The sequence below is a fragment of the Leptolyngbya sp. KIOST-1 genome, from assembly GCF_000763385.1.
Lineage (GTDB): Bacteria > Cyanobacteriota > Cyanobacteriia > Phormidesmidales > Phormidesmidaceae > Nodosilinea.
Genome location: NZ_JQFA01000004.1, coordinates 550860 through 572759, shown reverse-complemented (window position 1 = coordinate 572759; position 21900 = coordinate 550860). Strand labels below are relative to the sequence as shown.

22 protein-coding genes are annotated in these 21900 nt (G+C 60.1%); 13 read left to right on the top strand and 9 right to left on the bottom strand.

The window, feature by feature from the left end:
- Nucleotides 1-291 precede the first annotated feature (291 nt).
- The 4 genes from NF78_RS19555 (at nucleotide 292) to NF78_RS19540 (ending at nucleotide 3711) form a co-directional block, all read left to right on the top strand.
- Complete coding sequence (locus tag NF78_RS19555; protein WP_072016194.1) at nucleotides 292-1050, top strand: tetratricopeptide repeat protein; 759 nt, start codon at nucleotides 292-294, stop codon at nucleotides 1048-1050.
- Between the two features lie 259 nt (nucleotides 1051-1309).
- Entirely contained in the window at nucleotides 1310-2206 is an 897-nt protein-coding gene (locus NF78_RS19550; RefSeq protein ID WP_035991008.1) for an SMP-30/gluconolactonase/LRE family protein, read from the top strand.
- 193 nt (nucleotides 2207-2399) lie between these two features.
- The gene (locus tag NF78_RS19545) at nucleotides 2400-3260 is read left to right on the top strand and encodes a DUF1206 domain-containing protein (RefSeq protein ID WP_052050760.1); all 861 of its coding nucleotides are present in this window, start codon (nucleotides 2400-2402) and stop codon (nucleotides 3258-3260) included.
- A 127-nt stretch (nucleotides 3261-3387) separates the two neighbouring features.
- The gene (locus NF78_RS19540) at nucleotides 3388-3711 is read left to right on the top strand and encodes a hypothetical protein (protein ID WP_035991006.1); all 324 of its coding nucleotides are present in this window, start codon (nucleotides 3388-3390) and stop codon (nucleotides 3709-3711) included.
- 74 nt (nucleotides 3712-3785) lie between these two features.
- Here NF78_RS19540 and deoC read toward each other — a convergent pair whose 3' ends face one another.
- A complete protein-coding gene (deoC, locus tag NF78_RS19535; RefSeq protein WP_035991004.1) occupies nucleotides 3786-4475 on the bottom strand; it encodes a deoxyribose-phosphate aldolase in 690 nt (229 codons plus the stop codon).
- 767 nt (nucleotides 4476-5242) lie between these two features.
- Between deoC and NF78_RS19530 the strand changes: the two genes are divergently transcribed.
- The 6 genes from NF78_RS19530 (at nucleotide 5243) to NF78_RS19505 (ending at nucleotide 8639) form a co-directional block, all read left to right on the top strand.
- Nucleotides 5243-5797, top strand: coding sequence for a protoglobin domain-containing protein (locus tag NF78_RS19530; RefSeq protein ID WP_035991003.1), 555 nt, complete (start codon nucleotides 5243-5245; stop codon nucleotides 5795-5797).
- A gap of 78 nt (nucleotides 5798-5875) precedes the next feature.
- Nucleotides 5876-6247, top strand: a complete 372-nt coding sequence (locus tag NF78_RS19525) for a roadblock/LC7 domain-containing protein (RefSeq protein ID WP_035991000.1) — start codon at nucleotides 5876-5878, stop codon at nucleotides 6245-6247.
- An 86-nt stretch (nucleotides 6248-6333) separates the two neighbouring features.
- Nucleotides 6334-6882, top strand: coding sequence for a GTP-binding protein (locus NF78_RS19520; protein WP_035990997.1), 549 nt, complete (start codon nucleotides 6334-6336; stop codon nucleotides 6880-6882).
- 137 nt (nucleotides 6883-7019) lie between these two features.
- On the top strand, nucleotides 7020-7895 hold the full coding sequence (locus NF78_RS19515; protein WP_035990995.1) for a DUF4388 domain-containing protein: 876 nt from the start codon (nucleotides 7020-7022) through the stop codon (nucleotides 7893-7895).
- 2 nt (nucleotides 7896-7897) lie between these two features.
- Nucleotides 7898-8104, top strand: a complete 207-nt coding sequence (locus NF78_RS19510) for a hypothetical protein (protein WP_035990991.1) — start codon at nucleotides 7898-7900, stop codon at nucleotides 8102-8104.
- A gap of 103 nt (nucleotides 8105-8207) precedes the next feature.
- The gene (locus NF78_RS19505; RefSeq protein WP_035990989.1) at nucleotides 8208-8639 is read left to right on the top strand and encodes a bacteriohemerythrin; all 432 of its coding nucleotides are present in this window, start codon (nucleotides 8208-8210) and stop codon (nucleotides 8637-8639) included.
- A 192-nt stretch (nucleotides 8640-8831) separates the two neighbouring features.
- Here NF78_RS19505 and NF78_RS19500 read toward each other — a convergent pair whose 3' ends face one another.
- The 6 genes from NF78_RS19500 to NF78_RS19470 all read right to left on the bottom strand — a co-directional run bounded on the left by NF78_RS19500 (nucleotide 8832) and on the right by NF78_RS19470 (nucleotide 15958).
- Nucleotides 8832-9725 (bottom strand): mechanosensitive ion channel family protein, encoded by an 894-nt coding sequence (locus NF78_RS19500; protein WP_035990987.1) that lies wholly within the window; start codon nucleotides 9723-9725, stop codon nucleotides 8832-8834.
- Between the two features lie 175 nt (nucleotides 9726-9900).
- A complete protein-coding gene (locus NF78_RS19495) occupies nucleotides 9901-11394 on the bottom strand; it encodes a mannitol dehydrogenase family protein (RefSeq protein ID WP_035990985.1) in 1494 nt (497 codons plus the stop codon).
- Nucleotides 11348-12550, bottom strand: coding sequence for an ABC transporter ATP-binding protein (locus NF78_RS19490; protein ID WP_081972771.1), 1203 nt, complete (start codon nucleotides 12548-12550; stop codon nucleotides 11348-11350). The genes NF78_RS19495 and NF78_RS19490 overlap by 47 nt, the downstream gene beginning before the upstream one ends.
- 104 nt (nucleotides 12551-12654) lie before the next feature.
- Nucleotides 12655-13476 (bottom strand): carbohydrate ABC transporter permease, encoded by an 822-nt coding sequence (locus tag NF78_RS19485; protein WP_035990982.1) that lies wholly within the window; start codon nucleotides 13474-13476, stop codon nucleotides 12655-12657.
- 1 nt (nucleotide 13477) lies between these two features.
- Entirely contained in the window at nucleotides 13478-14395 is a 918-nt protein-coding gene (locus NF78_RS19480) for a carbohydrate ABC transporter permease (protein ID WP_035990980.1), read from the bottom strand.
- A gap of 225 nt (nucleotides 14396-14620) precedes the next feature.
- Nucleotides 14621-15958: an ABC transporter substrate-binding protein gene (locus tag NF78_RS19470; RefSeq protein ID WP_035990977.1), complete on the bottom strand. Its 1338-nt coding sequence runs from the start codon at nucleotides 15956-15958 to the stop codon at nucleotides 14621-14623.
- Between the two features lie 191 nt (nucleotides 15959-16149).
- Here NF78_RS19470 and NF78_RS19465 point away from each other — a divergent pair, with 191 nt between their 5' ends.
- From NF78_RS19465 to NF78_RS19455, 3 genes are all read left to right on the top strand, one after another.
- A complete protein-coding gene (locus NF78_RS19465) occupies nucleotides 16150-16950 on the top strand; it encodes an SDR family NAD(P)-dependent oxidoreductase (RefSeq protein WP_035990975.1) in 801 nt (266 codons plus the stop codon).
- A 256-nt stretch (nucleotides 16951-17206) separates the two neighbouring features.
- Nucleotides 17207-18196: a sugar-binding transcriptional regulator gene (locus NF78_RS19460; protein ID WP_035990973.1), complete on the top strand. Its 990-nt coding sequence runs from the start codon at nucleotides 17207-17209 to the stop codon at nucleotides 18194-18196.
- Between the two features lie 63 nt (nucleotides 18197-18259).
- Entirely contained in the window at nucleotides 18260-19234 is a 975-nt protein-coding gene (locus NF78_RS19455) for a carbohydrate kinase family protein (protein ID WP_035990971.1), read from the top strand.
- Nucleotides 19235-19330: 96 nt separating this feature from the next.
- On the opposite strand, the gene NF78_RS19450 is transcribed toward NF78_RS19455, so the two are convergent.
- Entirely contained in the window at nucleotides 19331-20128 is a 798-nt protein-coding gene (locus NF78_RS19450) for an intradiol ring-cleavage dioxygenase (protein WP_035990969.1), read from the bottom strand.
- A 290-nt stretch (nucleotides 20129-20418) separates the two neighbouring features.
- The gene (gene xylB / locus NF78_RS19445) at nucleotides 20419-21885 is read right to left on the bottom strand and encodes a xylulokinase (protein WP_035993367.1); all 1467 of its coding nucleotides are present in this window, start codon (nucleotides 21883-21885) and stop codon (nucleotides 20419-20421) included.
- Nucleotides 21886-21900: the final 15 nt, after the last annotated feature.

Genomic DNA, 21900 nt, shown 5'->3' with positions numbered 1-21900 from the left:
GTCTTCGCTAACGGCGTTCTAGGCTGCATCTACCGGTTGGGGATAGCTAAAGCGATGGATACTCTTTGCCTTTATTTTCCATTTGCCAGGTGGCCACTGGTATGCCATGAAATGATGACTCCAGAAAGTCCATGGAGAACTCTCTGGAGAGAGGTTTTTGGGCCGACGGACCTGCGCCCAGGCCCGCAGTGGCTGAGGTGGCGCTGGCCAGGCGCAGGCCGTGGGGGGTCGAGACCCGCTACAGTTTAAAGCGATCGCCGAAGCGATCGCCCCCTACCCCTCGACACCACAATGGGAAAAGCCTGCTCCTGGATGCTGCTTGCAACCCTGGCCCTGGTCGGTTGCCAGCGTGAGGCGGCGGTGCCGTGGCAGCAGACCACGCTGTCGCTAGAAGCGCTGGACAACCTCGCCTACCCACCCTTTCTGATCGATACCCAGCGGGCGGCGCGCTATCGCGAGCAGGGGCTGGCGTTTCGGCAGCAGGGAGACTTTGAGCGGGCGATCGCGACTTTGAAAATTGCCGCTGCCCTGGCCCCACAGAACGCCGAGGGCCAGGTGCTGCTGGGCTGGACTCAGCATCTGGCGGGCTACCCTGCCCCCGCCGTCGATGCGCTCGAAGCGGCACTGCGGCACAACCCCGACCACGTGCCTGCCCTCAACGCCCTGGGCATTGTCTACCTGGTGGACGGGCAGCTGGAGGCGGCGGTCGATACCCACACCCTGGCCGCATCTCTCCAGCCGGATAACGAAATTGCCCACTACAACCTCAGCCTGGCCTACCAGCGGCTGGGGCAGCCGGAGCAGGCGATCGCCGCCGCCCAGCTTGCCACCAAGCTAGAGCCCGGCAACCCCCACCCCTGGGTAGCGCTGGCCCTGGCCTACTGGTCGGCCCAGGACAGCCCCCAGGCGATCGCCAACTACCGCCAGGCGCTGGCCCTCGACAGCCGCTACGCCAGCCGCACCTACCTCGATCACCTGGCCCAGGCAGGGTTCAGCCCAGATCAAATTGCGGCCACCGAGGCGATTCGGCAGGCGGCAGGGGGGCTCTAGAGGGCTGAGACCCAAAAGCTAGGAGAGCTTGTGCTTAGAAAAAAACTTGCCCCAGCAGGCTATTTATCCCTACCGGGGAATGACTCACCTCCATCCCACGCCTCACCCCCTCAGCCCCTCATCTCCTCACCCCTACCGCCCTTGACCTCCACTTAATCCAGCCATGGTATGACTCCAAAAGCTCGGCCTCTGCCTTTAGATAGGCATGTCGCCAGGGCCGCTGTGAGACCCTGCAGTAAACAGTCCCGGTTTTTCGCCTATGTCTCTGACCACCCTGCCCGATCTCTCCGCCCAAAACGTGCTCCATGCCCGCGCCCGCCTGGGGGAAGGGCCGCTGTGGGATAGCGACCAGCAGGCGCTCTACTGGGTTGACATTCTCAACCACCGGGTGCACGTGTTTGAGCCCAGCAGCGGCGACGACTGCCACTGGGATGTGGGCGATGTGGGCAGCGCCATAGCCCTGATGCGGAGCAACCAACTGCTGGTAGCTATGGGCAACCGCATCGCCCGCCTTGACCTCACCTCGGGCGAGGTCGAAACCCTGCACACCGTTGAGTTTGACGCTCCTGGCACCCGCTTTAACGACGGCAAGTGCGATCCCCAGGGCCGCTTCTGGATTGGCTCCATGAGCCCGGAGCAGCCCGGCCACGCCGCCCTCTACCGCTACGACCCCGACGGCTCCATGCGCAAAATGGAAACCGACCTGACGATTTCCAACGGGCTGGGCTGGAGCCCCGACGGCGGCACCTTTTACTTGACGGACTCACCCCAGCGCAAGATTTTTGCCTACCAGTTCAATGGCGAAACGGGGGAGATCAGCGATCGCCGCGTTGCCATCGACCTCAACGATGAGGACGACGCCGTAGAACCCGACGGCCTCACCATCGACAGCGAGGGCAACCTCTGGACCGCACTGTGGGATGGGGGCTGCCTGGTCTGCTTTAGCCCCAGCGGCGAGGCCCTGGGCCGGGTAAACCTGCCGGTGCCGCGCCCCACCTGCCCCACCTTTGGGGGGCCCAATCTGGAGACGCTCTACGTTACCACCGCCTCAGTGGGGCTGAGCCAGAAGGAGATTCAGCAGGGCTTTTACTCGGGGGATGTGTTTGCGATCGCGGCCCCCGTGCCAGGCCTGCCGCCTTTCCCGTTTGGCGCTTAGGTCGGGTCTAAAAGGGGCGAAATAAATGGCCAATCTTAAAGCCTCCCTATGGCGTTGAATTAAGTCTTATTTCTATACCTTTGACTCCATACCTGGGGCAGACGTTAACGCCCTTGCCAGTTGGCTACTCTACCGAGGATAGATTGCAGTCACTACAGCAGTCTGCAAAATCTTTATCCAAAGGGAAACACCCATGAGAGGGCGAAAATTTTCGACTGGCGACGTCGGAGGCCAGGCAAAGCAAACCGCCAGGGAGGCCGCAGACAATCCCTGGGTGGAGGGTCTGGCGCGAGCGGGGTTTGCCGCCAAAGGGATTGTGTACTCGCTAGTGGGGCTGCTGGCGGCCCAGGTGGCCATAGGCACCGGAGGCCGTACAACCGACGCCCAGGGCGTCTTGCCCACCATTGTCGAGCAGCCCTTTGGCCAGGTTTTGTTGACCCTGGTCGCCGTTGGCCTGCTGGGATACGGCCTGTGGCGCATGGTGGAGGCGATCGCGGACTTTGAGCACAAAGGCCACGACATGAAAGGGCTGCTCCAGCGCAGTAGCTACATTGGGAATGGCCTGATCTACCTCGGTTTAGCGCTGACGGCGGTGCAGATCGCCTGGGCGGGCGCCAGCGCCAGCGACAGCGATGCCGCCTCCCGCGACTGGACGGCCCGATTGCTGGCTCAGCCCTTTGGCCAGTGGCTGGTGGGCGCAGGTGGTGCCCTCATGATTGGGCTTGGGGTTTACCAGTTTTACCGGGCCTACAAGGCGTCATTTAAGCGCCAGCTCAAACTCGGCGACATGAGCCGGACCGAAGAGACCTGGATCATTCGCATCGGTCGGTTTGGGTTTGCGGCTCGGGGTGTTGTCTTTGCCATCATTGGGTTTTTCTTCATTCAGGCGGCCCGGCAGTCCAATCCCGATCAGGCGATGGGGTTGGGGGGTGCCCTTGCCTCCCTGCGGCAGCAGCCCTACGGAGCCTGGGTGCTGGGAACCGTGGCCATTGGGCTCTTGGCCTACGGCATCTTTTTTATGGTGCAGGCCCGGTACCGCTCCATTGGCCAATAGAGATTAAAACGTCCCGTTTAGCGCGCGGTCGCAACGCACACCCTTCCCGCTACCAACCGTTTTTGGCAGACATTGCAGCCTAACTGTGCGCCTGCCCTGTCCAGTCCGAACTCCTACGATCAGAGCTATGTCATCTCCACAAAATACCGAGTTAAAGTCATCAGCCCCCAACTCCGCTTTGGATCGCATCTTCCGCGATCGCGAGGGCAATATCGTGATCGGCCAAAAGCCCAACCTGCCCGCGATCGTGGCCGTTGTTGCCACCCTGCTACAGGCGATTCTGCCCAGCAGCGCCCTGCAATCCGTCGTGACGCTGATTGCCTTTGGCACCTGGTATACCTGGGCCTGGCAGGAGCTGTTTGCTGGAGTCAACTACTTCCGGCGATCGCTGGGGCTGCTGACCCTGATAGGTCTTTTGGCCCTCACCCAAAACCTAATCGGTCGGTTTTGATTGGGCCATTTTGATTGAGCCATTTTGATTGGGCCATTTTGATTGGGCCATTCAGTCGGCATCGATAGCACCCCCTACTGCGATGCGGCCGTTTCCTGCTGCTGCCGCACCAGCTCGACTCCCCGCGAGGTGCCCAGGCGAGTAGCGCCTGCCTGCACCAGCGCCACCGCCTGGGCCGCGGTACCAATGCCGCCGGAGGCCTTGATGCCCACCCGCCCCTGGGCAATATTTCCCAGCTGGCGCACTACCTCCACGGTGGCCCCGCCCTGCCAGCCGGTGCTGGTCTTCAGAAAGGTCGCCCCCGCATCCATGCAGATGTCGGCAGCCAGGGCAATTTCGGCGGGGCTCAGCACGGCGGTTTCGAGAATGGCTTTGACCAGCAGCCCGGTCTCTTCGCAGATGGTGGCGATCTCGCGGTGGACTGCATCGGTCTGGCCCGCCTTCAGCCAGCTCAGGTTGATCACCACATCCAGTTCGTCGGCACCGCGATCGGCGGCCTCCTGGGCCTCAAAGAGCTTGGTGGCCGAGGTGGTCGCCCCGGTAGGGAAGCCAATCACCGTGCAGACCTTGACCCTGCTGTTGTGCAACAGATCGACCGCCTGGGGCACGTGGCAGGGGGCAATACAAACTGAGGCAAAACCATAGCGATCGCCCTCGGCACACCACTGGGCCACCTGCTCAGCGGTTGCGACGGGGCTGAGCAGCGAGTGGTCGATTAAGGGAGCCAGATCTATCCCTTCATCGGCGGTTGGTCGTCGGGCCATGTCTTACTGCCTCTAAGTGCCAAGATTATGGTGCCAGAATTGGGCTCTTTTGAGCGATAGGGGGGGAAGTTTGTGGCGCACTGCGGAGCAGACTTACCGCCCACGCACCAGAACGACAGATGTTTAGCTCACTAATGACACTTCCTCTGGGGCAACTCGCTGAGGTATTTCACGGTTAGCGTACCGGAAGCTACTGAGCTGATGTTGCGATCGTTCTGTCAATGTGAAGAAATGTATTGAACAATTCCGTAGATCTACGAAGCTTTTGACCAGACCGTTCAGCCAACTGATTTACATATCGCTAAAGAAGCCAATTATTAACGCCATTTTAGCGACTCGATACAATCCACTGAGCCTTAATTTAGAACCCTTGAGTCTGAGAAAAAGCCATGCTTATTCATAAACATATTTTTGCTGCACCGCGATCCCGAAATAAACAAGCTGGGAGTTGTCAAAGTGCGATCGCTCTAACGTGACTTTGGCATTCTTCGCACCGACATTAACACGCTCAAGATTGTTTAATTGGTTTACAATCCTTCATCTCAACGAGTGTGCTTTAGGCCATTGCTTAAGAAATAAAGCACTCCCCGTTTTAATACATAACCGCCAAAACCGTTATCAAACTATAAAGATCACCGTTCCTTCTCGGGAACAGCAACAAGATCTGCCATGGGCGAAACTTTAGGTGTTACTTCGATGTTGACCCATGGGGCTCAACAGCTAAAACAAGGATGTTGATTCGAAGTCATCTTTGAAGGATTAGCTAAATGAGCCTTGAGCCGAACGAGTTTATGACCAAAATGGTGTCGCGTACTGGCTTCAGTGCCGACGACAAGAAAATACTTCAGGACGCCGCTGCTTGGGGCTTAGAAATTGCGCCTGAAATGGCCAACTATTTCTATGACTATATGGGCCGCGATGCCGAAATGAGTGCCATTCTAAATGAGTCCGAGGGCCGCATTCATCGCCTGCGCGAAACCTTTGTCGCCTGGTTTCACGAAATGTTTACCGGCATGGATAACTGGGGCGGCGACTACGCCGACAGGCGCTGGCGTATTGGCCTGATTCACGTTCGCATTGGCATTGGCCCTCAGCATGTCGTGCCCGCTATGGCCGTGGTCGTCCATGAAGCGGGCAAGCGAGCCAAGGTTGATGGCAAGGATCAGCAGCTCTGTGACGCTCTGAGCAAGATTTGCATGGTCGATCTGGCCTTTATTGAGCAGGCCTATATCGAAGTATCGTCAGCGGCGGTGCTGAAAGAAACAGGCTGGTCTGAGGGTCTTTTTCGACGGCTGGTAGCGACTGGCGCAGCGGCCATGTAGCAGGCGCTGATTTAAGTTTCAGCTAATTCAATTTCCTCCCTTTTTTCTCAAATTCATCCTTAATTCAAGAGACTTACCATGGCTATTAGCACCGAAAAACTAACCCACATTCTGCAGAGCTTTGTCACCTCTACTACCGATATTCAAGGGGCGGCGGTAGTCACCCCCGACGGTCTGCCCCTGGCCGCTAGCCTGCCCGGCGGTATGGATGAAGAGCGGGTTTCAGCCATGTCGGCGGCTATGCTTTCCCTGGGCGATCGCATTGGTAGCGAACTGGCTCGCGGCGGCATTGACCGTATTTTTGTAGAAGGCGATAAAGGCTACGGCATTCTCACCAGCTGCGGTGAAGATGCGGTGTTTCTGGTGCTGGCCGACAAAGCGGCTAAGCAGGGCCTGCTGATGCTTGAAATTAAGCGCACCCTAGGCGATCTGAAAGCCGTTTTGATGTAGCCCTTTGCCCCTGGCGGAGTGGGTTGCCCCCCCCGGTTTAGCAGTTTGCTCCGCCCTCACCAATTCCTTCATTGCCGCCTCCAGCCATGGAAATCATGCGTTTAGTGGTCACTGGCCCCGTGGGAGCCGGTAAATCGACCTTCATTCGATCGGTGAGCGAGATTGAGGTGGTAGATACGGACCGCCGCGCCACCGACGAAGCTCTTCTGATCAAAAAGCGCACCACCGTAGCCTTTGACTTTGGCCGTCTGCAGTTTGGCCCCGACATGGCCCTGCACCTCTACGGCACCCCCGGCCAGTCGCGCTTCGACTTCATGTGGGACATCCTGATTCAAAAGGCCCACGCCTACATTTTGCTGGTGGCGGCCCATCGGCCCCACGAGTTCCGCGAGGCCCGTCGAATCATGATGTTCATGAAACAGCGATCGCCGGTGCCCATGATCATCGGCCTCACCCACACCGACTGTCCCGGAGCCTGGGATGCGGCCAACATCGCCCTTGCCCTGGGCTACCCCAACCCCAGCCGCCGCCCGCCCCTGGTGACGGTCAACGCTAACGAAACCGCCTCGGTGGCCCAGGCCGTGATTGCCCTGGTGCAGCACACCTGGGCCACCGTTCTGGCCCCCACCCCATAACCCCTCAGAGCCCCCTTGCAATCCTGCAACATCACCCGTCACCCTGCGGGATTTACGGATGCCACGTTGAAGACATCCCAGTACAGCACCCAGCACCCCAGCACCCCTTCTCTCTCCCAGCCAAAGGGATACCTCCCATGACTGTCACTGGATACCTCGCCGATTTCTCCCTGCCAGAACTGTTTCAGCTACTGGAACAGGGCAACAAAACCGGGTTGCTCACCATCTGCACCCTGGCCGACACCCAGACTACCGAACGCCACAACCACCACATCTGGTTCAACCAGGGACAAATTGTGGCCGCTGGCAATGCCCTTGACCAGCGCGGCCTCATGCGCCTGATTGCCCAGCGGGGCTGGATGGGCGACAACGCCGTCTCCCGGCTGGCCCAGACCTGCCAGATCAACACTCCCCTGGGGCTGTGCCTCAAAAATCAGGGCGTGCTGACCGCCGAACAGCTCAAGCTGCTGTTCTACACTCAGGTGATGCGCCAGGTGTGCGCCCTGTTTGCCCTCTCTGACGGCTGGTTTCAATTTGACCCCAAAGCGCCCATTGCCAGGACGGAAATGACCGGGCTGATTGCCACGGCTACCGATGTCACCCTGGCCGGGCTGCGGGCGCTGAAAGACTGGCATGCCCTTGAGGAAAAACTGCCCGCTCCCTCCTCAGCCCTAGTCAGCGTGGTCGAGAGCAAACCCAACCTGCGCCTCAACCCCAACGAGTGGCAGGTGTGGGAATTTACCAACGGCACGATGGCCCTGGCCGACATTGCTCAACAGCTCAACCTGCCCGTGGCCAAGGCTCAGCAGATTGCTTTTCGGCTGATTGTCACTGGCCTGGCCGAAGAAATGCCGCTGATGGCTGCTCCCCCCGCATCGGCCCTTGACCTGCTAGAGGCAGACCCCGAACCCCCTCTCGCCTCCGGCCCCGACCCGATCGCCGCTGGTGCGGCCCCCCCGGTGAGTCAGTCGTTTCTGCAAAACCTGGTTGGTTTTCTCAAAGGTAAGGTGTAGCCATGTCCCACGGCACGTTGCGACTATTGCAAGGTTTTCTGGGCCTGCTCAAACTGGCCGACTGGATCACCAGCCTGCCCGGTCTGGGGATCATGCTGTGGATCTGGCTCAACCTCACCCTGCCCTACGACAGTGCCCTGGCCCTCTGGCTGACTACCCTCGTACCGCTACTGATGGCGAATCATGAAGCCGTGAAAGATAGGTTGTGAGCGTTGAATTTCAGGGTTTACGCCCTACTTCAAAATTAAGCACTCAAAACTTCTCCACCCCTCTATCTCCTCATCCCCATCGCTCCCTAACCCCCCTCTCCCCATGAACCCTACAACCACAATCCAAACCTTCACCTGGGACGACTCCCTCAGCACGGGCGTCCCCATGATCGACGCCCACCACAAGGAGTTGATCGCCGCCGTCAACGATCTGGGACAGGCGATCGCCCACCGCAAAGGCGCTACCGCGATCAAAAAGCTGTTTGCCTTTCTCAAGTTCTACGCCGAGTGGCACTTCGAGCACGAAGAAGCCTGCGCCGCCAGGCACAAATGCCCGATTGCCGAGGTCAACCAGCAGGCCCACGCCACTTTCATCGAAACCTTTGGCCACCTGCACGATCAGTACAAAGCCAGCGACGCCAGCGATGCCGTTGCCCTGGAGATTTACGAAAAACTGGTGGACTGGTTGACCAGCCACATTCTCAAAATCGACACCCACATTGGCCGCTGCATTCGCAGCGCAGCGCCCGCGTAGGTGGACAGCCGAGACAGCTATCTCACAAGATTTTTTCCCAAGCCCTTGAGGCCCAAAAGGCCAGCCTCTTATGGGATGGGCCTCCGGCCCGTCTGCTCCGAGCGTGAATCAATCAGGCCAACCAAAAGCCGCTTCAGGAGACCTCAATTCATACTCAGGAACCTCGTAGGGGCGTAGCATGCTGCGCCCCTACTATCTAGACAGATCTCCAGCACCGTTGCCCAGGCGCTTGCTCTCCTCAAACTGGGTCTGATCAAACAGATGTACCGTGCGAATGGGGTAGGGAATCGAAATCCCGGCCTCGTCGCAGGCGGCTTTGAGCGCCATCGCCACCTGGGTTTGAATGCGGCGCACCACCGCCATCTGGGGCGTGGTCCAGTATCGCACCTTAAAGTCGATGGAGCTGTCACCAAAGCCCACCACATCCACCTCCGGGGCCGGGTCATTCAGCACCCCCTCGGCGCGATCGAGCACCGCCAGAAAGGTCCGCTTGGCCAGGGGCAGAGGCGTGGTGTAGTCCACCCCGATCGCCAGGTCGGTACGACGGCTGCCGTAGGCAGTCAGCACCCGAACCGGGTTGGTAAACACGATCGCGTTGGGAATTTCGACCAACTCCCCGGTATAGGTGCGCAGCTGGGTCGAGCGAATTTTAATCGCTTCTACCGTGCCCTCAAAGTCGCACATCATCACCTGATCGCCCAGGCGAAAGGGCTCTTCCACCAGCAGCAAAATGCCCGCCAAAAAGTTCTTAAAAATGTCCTGAAAGGCAAAGCCGATCGCCACCGAACCCAGCCCCAATAGCCCAATCACATCGCCCAACCGCAGGTCAGGAAACGCCACCACCGCCGCAATGATAATGCCCGCGACCCAGGTGCCAATGCGCGTCACCTGCACGGCCAGCAGCTGTAGCGATCGGCTGGGCACCAGTCGCTGGGTCATCTTTCGCACCAGCCGCTGGGTCACCTTGGCGGCATACCCGGTCATTAGCACCACCACCAGCCCAATCAGGATCCCCGGCAAGAGCTGAATGAACTGCCCAACCAAATCAAGCAGGCTGGTCTGGATGCGCTCAATCAGGGGATTCATGGATCTAAGTGATTAATCTATCGAGACAAACTTTCCGCAGCTTATCACTGAGGCATGCGATCGTCATCTGCCCCAGTGGGCTTGCCCGCCACCAGAAAGTGCCGCCGCCAGTTTAGTCGAGATGTTGCCTAGATCTCAGCCTTCAACCACTTATACCGAATCCTAACCAGGGTCGCTATAGCAGCTTGGCCAGGGTGGCTTCGGTGCCCGACTCATGGAGGTGGTGCAGGTGCTGGGTGACCGCCTCGACAAATCGCACCGACTGGGAGAGATCGCCGAAGACATCCGTCAGATTCAGCAGCGGCATGGGGTCTTTGCCGCCAGCTCTGGCCCGTTCTGTGAGCGTATCGGCCATGGGGTCGTCGATGGGCATGGCTTGCCCCTGATCGTCGTTGCCGCTGAGGTAGCGGAACCAGGCGGCGATGGTGAGACTGAGGTAGTCGATGGAGCCGTTTTGCTCCAGCTTGTCTCGGATAGAACCTAGCGCCCACTTGGGCAGCTTGGCCGAGCTGTTGAGGCAGAGCCGGGCTAGCTGATCGCGAATCTTCGGGTTCGAGAAGCGCTCGACCAAGGTTTGCTTGTACTGGGTGACGTCGATACCGGGGACGGGGTGCAGGGTGGGGGTGACCTCATCCATCAGCCGCTCGATCGCCTGGCGAATCTGAGCGTCGGCCATGGCCTCGTGGGCGTAGGTGTAGCCCTTCAGCGACCCCAGGTAGCCCAACAGCAGGTGGCTGGTGTTGAGCAGCCGAATCTTCATCATCTCGTAGGGGTAGACGTCGTCGGTCATCTGCACGCCGACGCTTTCCCAATCGGGGCGATCGTTGCAGAACCGATCTTCGACCACCCACTGCAAGAAGGGTTCGGCCACCACGGGCCAGGCATCGTCGAGGTCAAACTGGTTGGCCACCATTTCCAGGTCGCCGGGGGTGGTCGCGGGGGTGATCCGATCCACCATGCAGTTGGGAAAAGCGACGTTTTCTTGAATCCAGCGGCTAAGCTCGGGGTTTTGCAGGTTGGCGAAAGTGGTCAGCATGCGGCCCACCATGTCGCCGTTGCCCTGAATGTTGTCGCAGGAGAGCACGGTAAAGGGTTTGATTCCTCTATCCCTGCGCCGCTTCAGGGCTGCGGTGATAAAGCCGTAGACGCCGTAGGGCTGCTCAGGGTTTTGCAGGTCGTGCTGAATGGTGGGGTGATTCACGTCGAACTCGCCCGTACCCTCGACCACGTAGTAACCGCCTTCGGTGATGGTCAGGGTGACGATGCGGCACTGGGGGTCGGCCAGGGTTTCGATCACCGCTTCCCGGTCATCCGGCGCAAACAGAAATTGGGTGATCGGGCCGATCACGCGGGCATTGTCGCCCTGGGGCGATCGCTCCACCAGGGTGTACAGACAATCCTGGGACTCCAGGGCATCGCGCATTTTCTGGTCAAACTCCAGCAGGCCGACGCCGCAGATGGCCCAGTCGCTGCCGGGGTTTTGCTCCAGGTAATTATCCATATAGAGCGCCTGGTGGGCGCGATGGAAACCGCCGACCCCAATATGGACAATGCCGGGGGTGACGGCGCTGCGATCATAGCGGGGTACGCGCACGCGATCGCTGAGCTGGCCGAGCGATCGCTCATTCAGCTTGACGAGGGATTTGGTGGGGTTGGATGGGCTGTTCATAGGTCTGCTCTAGGGGGGCTTCGGTTTGTAGGGGTACTTCGGGATGGTGGGTGAGGGTGAGGTGATGGCGCTCGGCTTTGGGAATCGCCTGGCCTGCGCCGTCGAACAGATGGCAGAGGTGGCCGTCGATGGCGACAGGGACGCGATCGCGCACCTTGGCCCGACTGTCGCCGTCGGTCTGCACGATAAAGGTGTCGCCGCCCGCGATCTTGACGTAGAGGTAGGTTTCGCCGCCCAGGCGCTCCACCACCAAGACCTCACCCATCAGCGTAGGGTTGCTGGCATCGATCCGCAGGTGCTCGGGGCGAATGCCCAGGGTGGCGCGATCGCCCGCCGACAGAGATCTGGGCTGCACCGGAATAGTGACGGTGGCATCACCGGGCAAGCGCACGGTGGTGCCAGAATCTTGCACGCCCACGGTCTGCACCGCCATGAAGTTCATCTTGGGCGAGCCAATGAACCCGGCCACAAACAGGTTGCGGGGATGGTGGTACAGCTCCAGGGGCGAGCCCACCTGCTCGACCACGCCGCCCTGGAGCACCACAATCTTGTCGGCCAGGGTCATGGCCTCCACCTGGTCGTGGGTGACGTAGATCATGGTCGATTGCAGGCTTTCGTGCAGCCCCGCCAGCTCGATACGCATCTGCACCCGCAAAGACGCATCCAGGTTCGACAGGGGCTCGTCAAACAGGAATACCTTCGGGTTACGAACTAATGCACGACCGATGGCGACCCGCTGCCGCTGGCCGCCGGAGAGGGCCTTGGGCTTGCGATCGAGCAGGGGCTCTAGCTGCAAAACCCGCGCCACGTCCCGCGCCCGCTCCATGCGCCGCTCTTTAGACACCCCGGCCAGGCGCAGGCTGAAGGCCATATTTTCGGCCACGGTCATGTGGGGGTAGAGGGCGTAGGTCTGAAACACCATGGCCAGCCCGCGCTTGTCGGGGGGCACATCGTTCATGCGATCGCCATCGACCAGCAGGTCGCCAGAGGTGATGTCTTCGAGCCCGGCGATCATGCGCAGCAGGGTCGATTTGCCGCAGCCAGAGGGGCCGACAAAGACGACAAATTCTTTGTCGTGAATGTCGAGATCGACGCCTTTGATCACTTCGTTATCGACGTAGGTTTTATGGATATCTCGTAACGTGACGGTTGACATGGGTGGCTCACCTTATTGATGGGAGAAAAGATAATTTCTTTAGGGTGGAATGTCGTTTAATTAAGGCTGGTGGGTAGTGCCCACCCCACGGCTCTTGTGGACGTTTACTTGACGGCCCCAAAGGTGAGACCTCGCACCAGCTGCCGCTGGCTGAACCAGCCGAAGATGAGAATGGGGGCGATCGCCATACTAGAGGCCGCCGACAGCTTGGCCCAAAACAAACCCTGGGGGCTAGAGAATGACGCAATAAACGCCGTCAATGGAGCCGCATCAAAGGTGGTCAAATTGAGGCTCCAGAAGGCTTCATTCCACGACAAAATGATCGAGAGCAGGGCGGTGGAAAAGATTCCCGGCAGGGCCAGAGGCATCAGCACATGCACCAGTTCTTGATAGGTGGACGCGCCATCCATGCGATCGGCTTCGAGAATTTCCTTCGGCACTTCTTTGAAGAAGCTGTAGATCATCCACACCACAATCGGCAGGTTGATCAGGGTGTAAATAATGATCAACCCAATGCGAGTGTCGAGCAGCCCCGTCTCCCGCGCCAGGATGTAAATCGGCACCAGCACGCCCACGGCGGGCAGCATCTTGGTTGAGAGCATCCACACCAGCGTGCCCTTGGTGCGCTTGGTGGGGAAAAACGACATGGCGTAGGCCGCCGGAATCGCCAGCAACAGCGACACAATCGTTGCCCCCAGGGAAATCACCACGCTATTTAGGGCAAAGTTGAAGTACGAGGCTCGGGTCTGTACCTCCACGTAGTTCTCTAGGGTGGGCCGAAAGAACAGCTGGGGCGGGGTGGCCACCGCCGCCACCTCGGTCTTAAAGCTGGTGAGAAACATCCAAAAAATCGGGAAGAACAGCAGGCAGGCCACCAGCCAGCCCAGCAGCGGAATCCACCAGCGGTGGGATCGGTTAGTTGCCATATCAGGTGTCCAAATTACGAGCAACACTGCGCATTAAGAAAATCGCCACGATGTTGGCCAGCACGACGGCAATCAAGCCGCCCGCCGAAGCTCCACCGACGTCGAACTCCAGCAGCGCTTTGAGGTAGATGTAGTAGGCCAGGTTAGTGGTGGCCAGGCCAGGCCCGCCCCCGGTGGTGACGAAAATTTCGGCAAAGATGGTGAGGAAGAAAATCGTTTCGATCATGGCGACCACGGCGATCGCCCGGTTGAGGTGAGGCAGCACCACAAAGCGAAACAGCTGGATCGCGCTCGCACCATCCATGCGGGCCGCTTCCATCTGGTCGGTATCGAGGGACTGAATCGCCGTCAGCAAAATTAGCAGGGCAAAGGGCAGCCACTGCCAGGCCACGATGATGATGATCGCCAGCAGCGGGAAGTTGGCAAACCAGTCAATCGCCCCCAGGCCCAGCCCTCGGGTGACCTGGGCAAATAGCCCGTTGACCGGGTGCATCAGCATATTTTTCCAGATCAGGGCGCTGACCGTGGGCATGACAAAAAAGGGCGAAATTGCCAGCACCCGCGCCACGCCCCGACCGGGAAACTCCTGGTTAAACAGCACCGCCAGCACGGTGCCCAGGCCGATGGTAATGGCCAGCACCGACACCACCAGCACCAGGGTGATGCCGATGGAAATCCACAGGGTGGGGTCGGTGAGAATGTAGGTGAAGTTGGCAAAGCCGACAAACTCACGATTTTCGGGAATCAGCAGGTTGTAACGCTGGAAGGCAAACCAGATCGCCATCGCCAGCGGCACTACCATCCAGAGCACCAGCAGAATCACCGAAGGGGCTACCAGCAGCCGGGCAGGGATCGAGCGGTGCGATCGCGCCCGCGCAGGCGGCGGCGAGTGGGTAGGGGTTGCGATAGATGAGGTCATGACGGGAAAAGGGGTGGATGAGTGGGAGAGTGGGAGGGTGGATGAGTGGGAGAGTGGGAGGGTGGATGAGTGGGAGGGTGGGAGAGTGGGAGAGTGGGAGGGTTGGGTGTTGGGGATTAGGGATTGAGAAAGAGCAACTACTCGCCAACCCATCTACCCATCCACCCGTCTACCCATCTACCCATCCACCCGCCTACCCATCCACCCACCTACCCGCCTACCCACCTACTCGATATACCCCGTGTGCCGCATAAACCGCTCAGCGACGGTCTGCGACTGGGCGATCGCCCGATCGACGCTGACCTGATTGGCCAGGGCAGAGGCCATGCGCTGGCCGACCTGGGTACCGATCGCCTGAAATTCAGGAATATCCACGTACTGCACGCCCTGGTAGGGAGTCGGTTCGGGGGAGGGGTTGGTGATATCGGCCGACTGAATGGAGTTCAGCACGATGTCGGCGAAGGGGGCCGCCTCCCGGTAGTTCGGGTTTTCGTAGGTGGACTGGCGGGTGCCCGGCGGCACGGCAACCCAGCCATTTTCTTCCGCTACGAGCTGGATGTACTCCTTGGACGTGGCCCAGGCGATAAACCGCTCAGCGGCTTCCGGCGACTGGGAGGTTGCGGGAATCGCTAACGCCCAGGACCACAGCCAATTAGAGCCATTGGGGTAAGAGGCCACCGGAGCGCGGGCAAAGCCGATGCGATCGGCCACCTGCGACTGGTCGGGGTTAGAGAGCAGCCCGGCGGCGACGGTAGCGTCAACCCACATGCCGCAGCTGCCGGTGGAGAACAGGGCCAGGTTTTCGTTAAAGCCGTTGGAGCTGGCTCCGGGCGGCCCGTACTGTTGCATGATGTCCACGTAAAAACTGATCGCGTTCTGCCACTCGGGAGTATCAATAGTGGGGTTCCAGTCCATATCGAACCAGCGTCCACCATAGGTATTGACCAGGGTCGAAAGAAAGCCCATGTTCTCACCCCAGCCCGGTTTGCCCCGCAGGCAAATGCCGTAGACACCGTTGGCTGGGTCATGCACCTGGCTGGCCCATTCGCCCACCTGGGCATAGGTGGGGTTGGGGGGCACCGTAATGCCCGCCGCGTCGAACAGGTCGGTGCGGTAGTAGAGCATTGAGCTTTCGCCGTAGAAGGGCACCGCGTAGAGGGTGTCTTCGTAGGAAAGCCCGGTGCGAATCGGGTCGATCAGGTCGTCAACGTCGTACTCAGCGGGCAGCCCGTCGAGCGATCGCAGCCAGCCCCGCCTGGCCCAAATTGGCGTTTCGTAAGACCCAATGGTCAGTACATCAAACTGACCGCCCTGGCTGGCCACATCGGTGGTGGTGCGCTGGCGCAGAATGTTTTCTTCCAGCATGACCCAGCGCAGCTGAATGTCGGGGTTGTCGGCCTCAAACTGGCGCGACAGGTCTTGCATCACCACCATGTCGCCGTTGTTGACGGTGGCAATGGTGAGGCGAGTTTGGCCCTCGGCCTGGGGACCTGGGGTACAGGCATTGACCAGCTGCACCACCAGTAGGCCAATGAAAAATGCCGCCAGCCCTCTGGCGCGCATTCAGGCGCGGCGAAATAGGCGCATCGCACGGCTCCTCGGATTGCTAAAAAAATAAACTAAGTTGAATTTATGCTCTTTCTATGGGCAAAAGCCCAATAATGGAATCATACTGATCTCGCTTCCCAGGGGTGAGGCGTTCGGCAATATTCGCAACAATTCTTGATTGCAGTTCTAATCTTGAGGTCAGCTGTATGAGCGCGACGGCAACCTATGCCTTCCAGGGCAAAACCATTCTGATTACCGGCGGCGCGGGGGAAATTGGCAAATCCACCGCCCACCGCTTCGCCGCCAACGGGGCTGCCGTTGTGTTGCTGGATATTAACGAAATGAAGATGGCAGAAGTCGCTCAGGCGCTCAAGGACTATGGCAACCCCGTCTACACCTTGGGCTGTGATGTTACCCAGGCTGAGGCGGTGGCTAAGGCGTTTGCGATCGCCGTTGACCAGGTGGGCCAGCTCGACTATGTGTTTAACAATGCGGGTTACCAGGGCGCGTTTGCCACAACCGACGAGTATCCTGAGCAAGATTTTCAAAAGGTGATCGACATCAACGTGGTGGGCGTGTTTCACATTCTCAAGACCGCTGCCCGGCACCTGCGGCAGGCTGGCGGGGCGATTGTGAATATGGCCAGCCACGCCGGGGTCGATGGGCCGCCCAACATGCTGGCCTATGCCGCCTCCAAGTTTGCGGTGATTGGCATGACCCAGACGGCCGCCAAAGACCTGGCCCCCCACGGCATTCGCGTCAATGCCCTGTCGCCGTCGCTGATTGGCCCCGGCATGATGTGGACCCGCCAGACCCAACTCCAGGCGGGGACCGGTTCGCAGTATTTTGATGCCGACCCCAAGGTCGTAGAGCAACAGATGATAAACTCAGTGCCGCTGCGCCGCTTGGGCCGTTTAGAAGAAGTCGCCAACGGGGTGGCTTTCTTGATGAGCGATGAAGCCAGCTACATCACCGGGTTTAATCTAGATATCACCGGGGGGCAGTAGCGTGACCGAGGCGGCAGGTCTCATAGGTTGGGTGCAGCAGAGCGTTCGCGCAGCGTTCCAGCGGAGAAACCCAATCGCATTAAGTCTTGTTGGGTTCTGTTATTGCGCCACCCAACCTACAAGTTCAGACTTGACAGATCTTTAGGGCGAGTTGAGCAAAAAGTCAAGCTATAGATATATGCTCAATACACCCTGGGGAAGATCTTTGAATTTAATAAAATACCGCTTGAGACAGTAGCGGCGGATGAGGTGAGTGATGGGAGATCTATATGCAGAGAAGCGCGATGGTCGGAGACCGGCCCAGCAGGGCCATCGCAAACTTGACCTGGCGGCCCACGCCGCCTGGCTCTACTACATTGCGGGCAACACCCAGGAAGAAATCGCCTGCAAGCTCAACGTATCGCGGCAGGCGGCCCAGCGGTTGGTGGCCCTGGCCGTCAGCGAAAAGTTGATCAAATTTCGCCTCGACCATCCCCTCAGCCACTGCATTGCCCTGGCCGAGGCCCTGCGGGACGAGTTTGAGCTATCGATGTGTGAAGTCGTGCCCGACCCCGCCGTCGGCGGCGACCTGTACAGCGGCCTGGGCGTCTGCGCCGCCGCCTACCTGGAGACCTACCTGGTGGCCAAAACCCCCTCCATTCTGGCCTTTAGCTCGGGGCGCACCCTGCGGGCCATGGTCGATCAAATTCCGTCGATGAATCAGCCCCAGCACAAGATCGTCTCGATCGTGGGCAACATGTCGCACTACGGGCTGGCCGGTCGCCACGAGGTGGTCATGCACCTGTCTGACCGGGTGGGGTCGCAGACCTACCCGGTGCCCACCCCAGCGGTGGCCACCAGCGTAGAAGAGCGCGATCTGCTGCAAACCCAGCGATCGTTTCTGACGGTTAAGGCCCTGGCGGAGCAGGCCAAGGTCACCTTCGTCGGCATTAGCCACATCGCCTGGAATGCGCCCCTGCATGAGGATGGCTTTATCAACGACGCCGAGCTGACCGAGCTGATTGAGCTGGGGGCCGTCGGCGAGATTGCGGGCTGGGCGTTTAATGCCCAAGGAAAGCTGCTGCAAGCGGGCACCAACAGCCGCGTGGCTGGCGTGCCCCTAGAGCAACCGGCCCAGCGCCTGATCATCGGCGTCGCCGGAGGCATTCGCAAAACCGAAGCCATTCTCGCCGCCCTGCACGGCCAGCTGGTCAGCGGCTTGATTACCGACGAAGCGGCGGCCACGGCGATTTTGAAGAAGGTATGACGGCTATCTGCCCGAGCGCGGCTGGCTCGGATGGATGGGTTGAGAGCAATTGAGGAGAAAACCATGACCGAGCCCGTGATTTGTTTAGGAGAATGCCTAGTCGATCGCCTGTTTGAGGTCGGTGAAACGCCGGAAGCTGGCTCCACCCAGGGCACCGATTACCCCGGTGGTGCCCCCGCCAATGTGGCCGCTGCGATCGCAAAACTCGGCACCCCCACCCAGCTAATTAGCGCCCTGGGCCAAGACGACCTGGGCGACTGGCTGATCCAGGTGTTGCAGGAGCAGGGAGTGGCCTGCCAAATTCAGCGGGTAGCCGACTGGCCCACCCGCACGGTGCTGGTGCAGCGGGATGAAACGGGCGATCGCACCTTCATCGGCTTTAGCGCCCCCGACCCCGCCGCCTTTGCCGATGCCCACCTTGCCCCTGAGTGGATCGATGCCGTCGATTTTGCCAGGGTGAAGTATCTGGTGATGGGCACCCTGGGGCTGGCCTACCCCACCACCGCCAGCGCTATGGAGCGAGCGCGGAACAAGGCTCAGCAGGCCGGGGCCAAGATTGTGATCGATCTAAACTGGCGGCCCGTGTTTTGGCCTGACGAGGCGATCGCCCCTCAAAAAATCCGCGACTTCTTGGAAAACGCTGACCTGCTCAAGCTCTCTAAAGAAGAAGCCCTGTGGCTGTTAGATACAGATTCTGCCGCCAAAATTTGCCAGCAAATGCCCAATTTTGAGGCCGTGCTGCTCACCGACGGCGGCCACGGCAGCACCTGCGCTACGAAACAGCACAGCGTTTCGCTACCCGCCTTTGGTGTGAACAGCATTGATACCACGGGAGCTGGAGATGCGTTTCTCGCCGGAATTTTGCACCAGCTCTGCCAGCGAGGATGGGAGAGCCTGCAATCAACTGGCACCCTTGAGGAGATGCTGCGCTACGCCAGCGCGGTGGGGGCGTTGACGACGCTGAAACCGGGGGCGATCGCCGCCCAGCCCACCCCTCAAGAGGTCGATGCCTTTTTGCACCACCAGGCGGCTGCCTGATCCCCCAGGACGCATGCCAAAGACAACCCGTAGGGGCAAACGCTGTTTGCCCTAATCAAACCAGGGCCAATCACGAAAATTTAGCGCGATCGCCAATCAAACCAGCTCCAGCCCAATCTCAAAACGGCCCCTGTAGCCCTCCCCATCCTGACTCACCGGCAGCACGAGCTGCTCGCCGCCGCTGCGAAAGATGCCGTCATCGGCGTTGCGGGTGGGGCGATTCGCGAAGCGTTCGGGAACCGATTCGGAACGAGTATCCGTGCCGAAATCGCCGCGAGCGCTGTAGGGAGGTTGGGCGTAGATGCGATCGCTCAAAGCATCGTCAAAATAGAGCTGCGAGGTGAACTCGTAGCCCTGATTTGCCGCAGTATTGCCGCGAATCTTGAAGTGGATGTGCACCGCTCGGCCCGGATACCAGCCTGGGTAAATGGTGGTGAACTCGGCGGTGCCGTCAGCAGCGGTGGTCTGGGCACCGCGCAGGAATTTTTGGCCCAGGGTGTTGGCCTGGCGATCGCGCACATCTGAGTAGGCCCCAGCGGCATCGCAGTGCCAGACGTCGACAATGGCCCCGGCCAAAGGCACACAGGCATTGGCCCCCACCTGGGAAACCCGAAATTGCAGCGTTAGGGGAACGCCCGGTGTCACCGAGCCCGTCGCCGGATCAGAGCGAATATCAGAGCGATTCAGCTCTGCATCGACAAAAAAGGGGCCTTCGGTCTGCTGAGGGCGCACGGTGCAGGCGGGCTGGCCCGCTGTTGGGGCCGAGTTTTGAGATAAGGTGTCGCTGAGGTCAGCCGAGGCCGATGGCCTGCGAGCACAGCTCAGCAGCGAAACCATCAGGCTGCCGCCGATGAAGCCCAGGGCATCTCGACGCTTGAATCTAGGGCCGTTCATGCTGGATAGGTATTGTCTAGACATTGGATCAGGGACGTTGCTACTTCAACAGCTTCTATGGGGCCAAACCAAAATGACGCCTTACCCCAAGCTTGCATTACAGCGTTGTCATCCAGCAACGGGGGATACCGCGCCTGGGGGGCATAAACTAGACCAAATGACAGCCCCATCCCTGGTGCCCTAGCTCTGCCTGGGCACCCTGGTCTTGCGGCTCCGCCGCTGATTTTGGAGGCAGAGCCTCCGACGGGCATTCCCATGCAGAGCATGGGAACGAGGGGCAAGGGAACTCTCTATCTGACAGCCTTCAGCGACTCATAGAGCGGGGTGTAGCGATCGAATGCCGCCTCATAGGCCGTGTGCGTTCGGGGCTGCACCGCCTCGATCGCCTCCGGCAAAATCTCAAACGCCGCCTCCAACGAAGGGTAGGCCCCCACCCCCACCATCGCCAGAATCGCCGCCCCGTAGGCCGCCCCTTCCTCCGCCTTGGGGGCCACCAGTTCGGTGCCCAGCACATCCGCCAGCAGGTGGAACCAGAGGGGCGATCGCACCCCGCCCCCCGTCGCCAACAGCTGCTTCACTGGAGCAATGTCCTGAATCACCTCCAGGGCCGCCCGCAGGCTAAAGGCCACCCCCTCCAGCACCGCCCGAATCAGGTCGCCCTGGGTGTGGGCCAGCGACAGATTCACCCAGGCCCCCCGCGTGTCGGGGTCGAGGTAGGGGCTGCGCTCCCCCGCCAGGTGGGGCAAAAACAGCACGCCCCGCGCCCCCGGTTCAGACTGTTCTGCCAGCGCCATCAGGTCGGCAAAGGCCATATTGGGGGCAAAGGTGTCGCGGTACCAGCGCAGGGCACCCCCCGCCGCCAGGGTCACCCCCAGCAGGTGGTAGCCGCCATCGGCGTGGCAAAACAGGTGCACCCGCCCCTCGGGGTCGGGGGTGGGGCGATCGCAGGGGGCAAAAATCACCCCCGAGGTGCCAATGCTGAGGCTGCCCCGGCCCAGGTTGCGCTCAGAAATCCCCAAACCAATGGCTGCAGCGGCGTTGTCACCGCCCCCCACCACCACGGGGAGCCCGGCGGGCAATCCAGTGCGCTCAGCTAGCTCAGATTTCAACCTTCCAGCAACGGCGGTTGACTTGACCACCTCAGGAAACAGGTCAGGGCTAATGTTTAGGACGTTTAGGATCTCCCTATCCCACTGGCGGCTGGCCAGGTTCAAACAGCCAATGCCCGAGGCATCGGAGGGCTCGCTCACCGCTGCCCCAGTCAGCACGTAGCCGAGGTAGTCCTTGGGCAGCAAAATCTGCCGCACCTGTGCGTAGGCCTGGGGTTCCTGATTGCGCAGCCACACCAGCTTCGGCAGCTGAAACCCCGTAATCGCCGGGTTGCCCGTCCGCTGAATCAGTTCTGCTCGGGGTACCGCCGTCTCAATTTCTGCCACGGCGGCCCCTGTGCGCTGGTCGTTCCACAGAATCGCCGGGCGAATCACCTGACCATCCCCATCCAGCGGCACCATGCCGTGCATTTGGCCCGACAGCCCCAGGGCAATGGCCTGCTGCCCCTCAGTCTGCTCGGCTACCTCACCCAGAGCCTTCAAGCTAGCCTCTACCCAGTCGGCAGGGTGCTGCTCCGTCCAGCCGGGGCGGGGGGTGAGCAGCGGGTAACTCTGGGTAGTTTGGGCCACTACCTGGCCCTGTAGATCCACTGCGATCGCCCGCACTCCACCAGTTCCCAGGTCCAAACCAATGACTACATCTGCCAATTCAGCCTCCCCCAA

What these genes read in the sequence shown, in the direction of transcription:
- NF78_RS19555 (WP_072016194.1), top strand. Translation starts at nt 292, where the DNA reads ATGGGAAAAGCCTGCTCCTGGATGCTGCTTGCAACCCTGGCCCTGGTC.
- NF78_RS19550 (WP_035991008.1), top strand. Translation starts at nt 1,310, where the DNA reads ATGTCTCTGACCACCCTGCCCGATCTCTCCGCCCAAAACGTGCTCCAT.
- NF78_RS19545 (WP_052050760.1), top strand. Translation starts at nt 2,400, where the DNA reads ATGAGAGGGCGAAAATTTTCGACTGGCGACGTCGGAGGCCAGGCAAAG.
- NF78_RS19540 (WP_035991006.1), top strand. Translation starts at nt 3,388, where the DNA reads ATGTCATCTCCACAAAATACCGAGTTAAAGTCATCAGCCCCCAACTCC.
- deoC (WP_035991004.1), bottom strand. Translation starts at nt 4,475, where the DNA reads ATGGCCCGACGACCAACCGCCGATGAAGGGATAGATCTGGCTCCCTTA.
- NF78_RS19530 (WP_035991003.1), top strand. Translation starts at nt 5,243, where the DNA reads ATGAGCCTTGAGCCGAACGAGTTTATGACCAAAATGGTGTCGCGTACT.
- NF78_RS19525 (WP_035991000.1), top strand. Translation starts at nt 5,876, where the DNA reads ATGGCTATTAGCACCGAAAAACTAACCCACATTCTGCAGAGCTTTGTC.
- NF78_RS19520 (WP_035990997.1), top strand. Translation starts at nt 6,334, where the DNA reads ATGGAAATCATGCGTTTAGTGGTCACTGGCCCCGTGGGAGCCGGTAAA.
- NF78_RS19515 (WP_035990995.1), top strand. Translation starts at nt 7,020, where the DNA reads ATGACTGTCACTGGATACCTCGCCGATTTCTCCCTGCCAGAACTGTTT.
- NF78_RS19510 (WP_035990991.1), top strand. Translation starts at nt 7,898, where the DNA reads ATGTCCCACGGCACGTTGCGACTATTGCAAGGTTTTCTGGGCCTGCTC.
- NF78_RS19505 (WP_035990989.1), top strand. Translation starts at nt 8,208, where the DNA reads ATGAACCCTACAACCACAATCCAAACCTTCACCTGGGACGACTCCCTC.
- NF78_RS19500 (WP_035990987.1), bottom strand. Translation starts at nt 9,725, where the DNA reads ATGAATCCCCTGATTGAGCGCATCCAGACCAGCCTGCTTGATTTGGTT.
- NF78_RS19495 (WP_035990985.1), bottom strand. Translation starts at nt 11,394, where the DNA reads ATGAACAGCCCATCCAACCCCACCAAATCCCTCGTCAAGCTGAATGAG.
- NF78_RS19490 (WP_081972771.1), bottom strand. Translation starts at nt 12,550, where the DNA reads ATGTCAACCGTCACGTTACGAGATATCCATAAAACCTACGTCGATAAC.
- NF78_RS19485 (WP_035990982.1), bottom strand. Translation starts at nt 13,476, where the DNA reads ATGGCAACTAACCGATCCCACCGCTGGTGGATTCCGCTGCTGGGCTGG.
- NF78_RS19480 (WP_035990980.1), bottom strand. Translation starts at nt 14,395, where the DNA reads ATGACCTCATCTATCGCAACCCCTACCCACTCGCCGCCGCCTGCGCGG.
- NF78_RS19470 (WP_035990977.1), bottom strand. Translation starts at nt 15,958, where the DNA reads ATGCGCGCCAGAGGGCTGGCGGCATTTTTCATTGGCCTACTGGTGGTG.
- NF78_RS19465 (WP_035990975.1), top strand. Translation starts at nt 16,150, where the DNA reads ATGAGCGCGACGGCAACCTATGCCTTCCAGGGCAAAACCATTCTGATT.
- NF78_RS19460 (WP_035990973.1), top strand. Translation starts at nt 17,207, where the DNA reads ATGGGAGATCTATATGCAGAGAAGCGCGATGGTCGGAGACCGGCCCAG.
- NF78_RS19455 (WP_035990971.1), top strand. Translation starts at nt 18,260, where the DNA reads ATGACCGAGCCCGTGATTTGTTTAGGAGAATGCCTAGTCGATCGCCTG.
- NF78_RS19450 (WP_035990969.1), bottom strand. Translation starts at nt 20,128, where the DNA reads ATGAACGGCCCTAGATTCAAGCGTCGAGATGCCCTGGGCTTCATCGGC.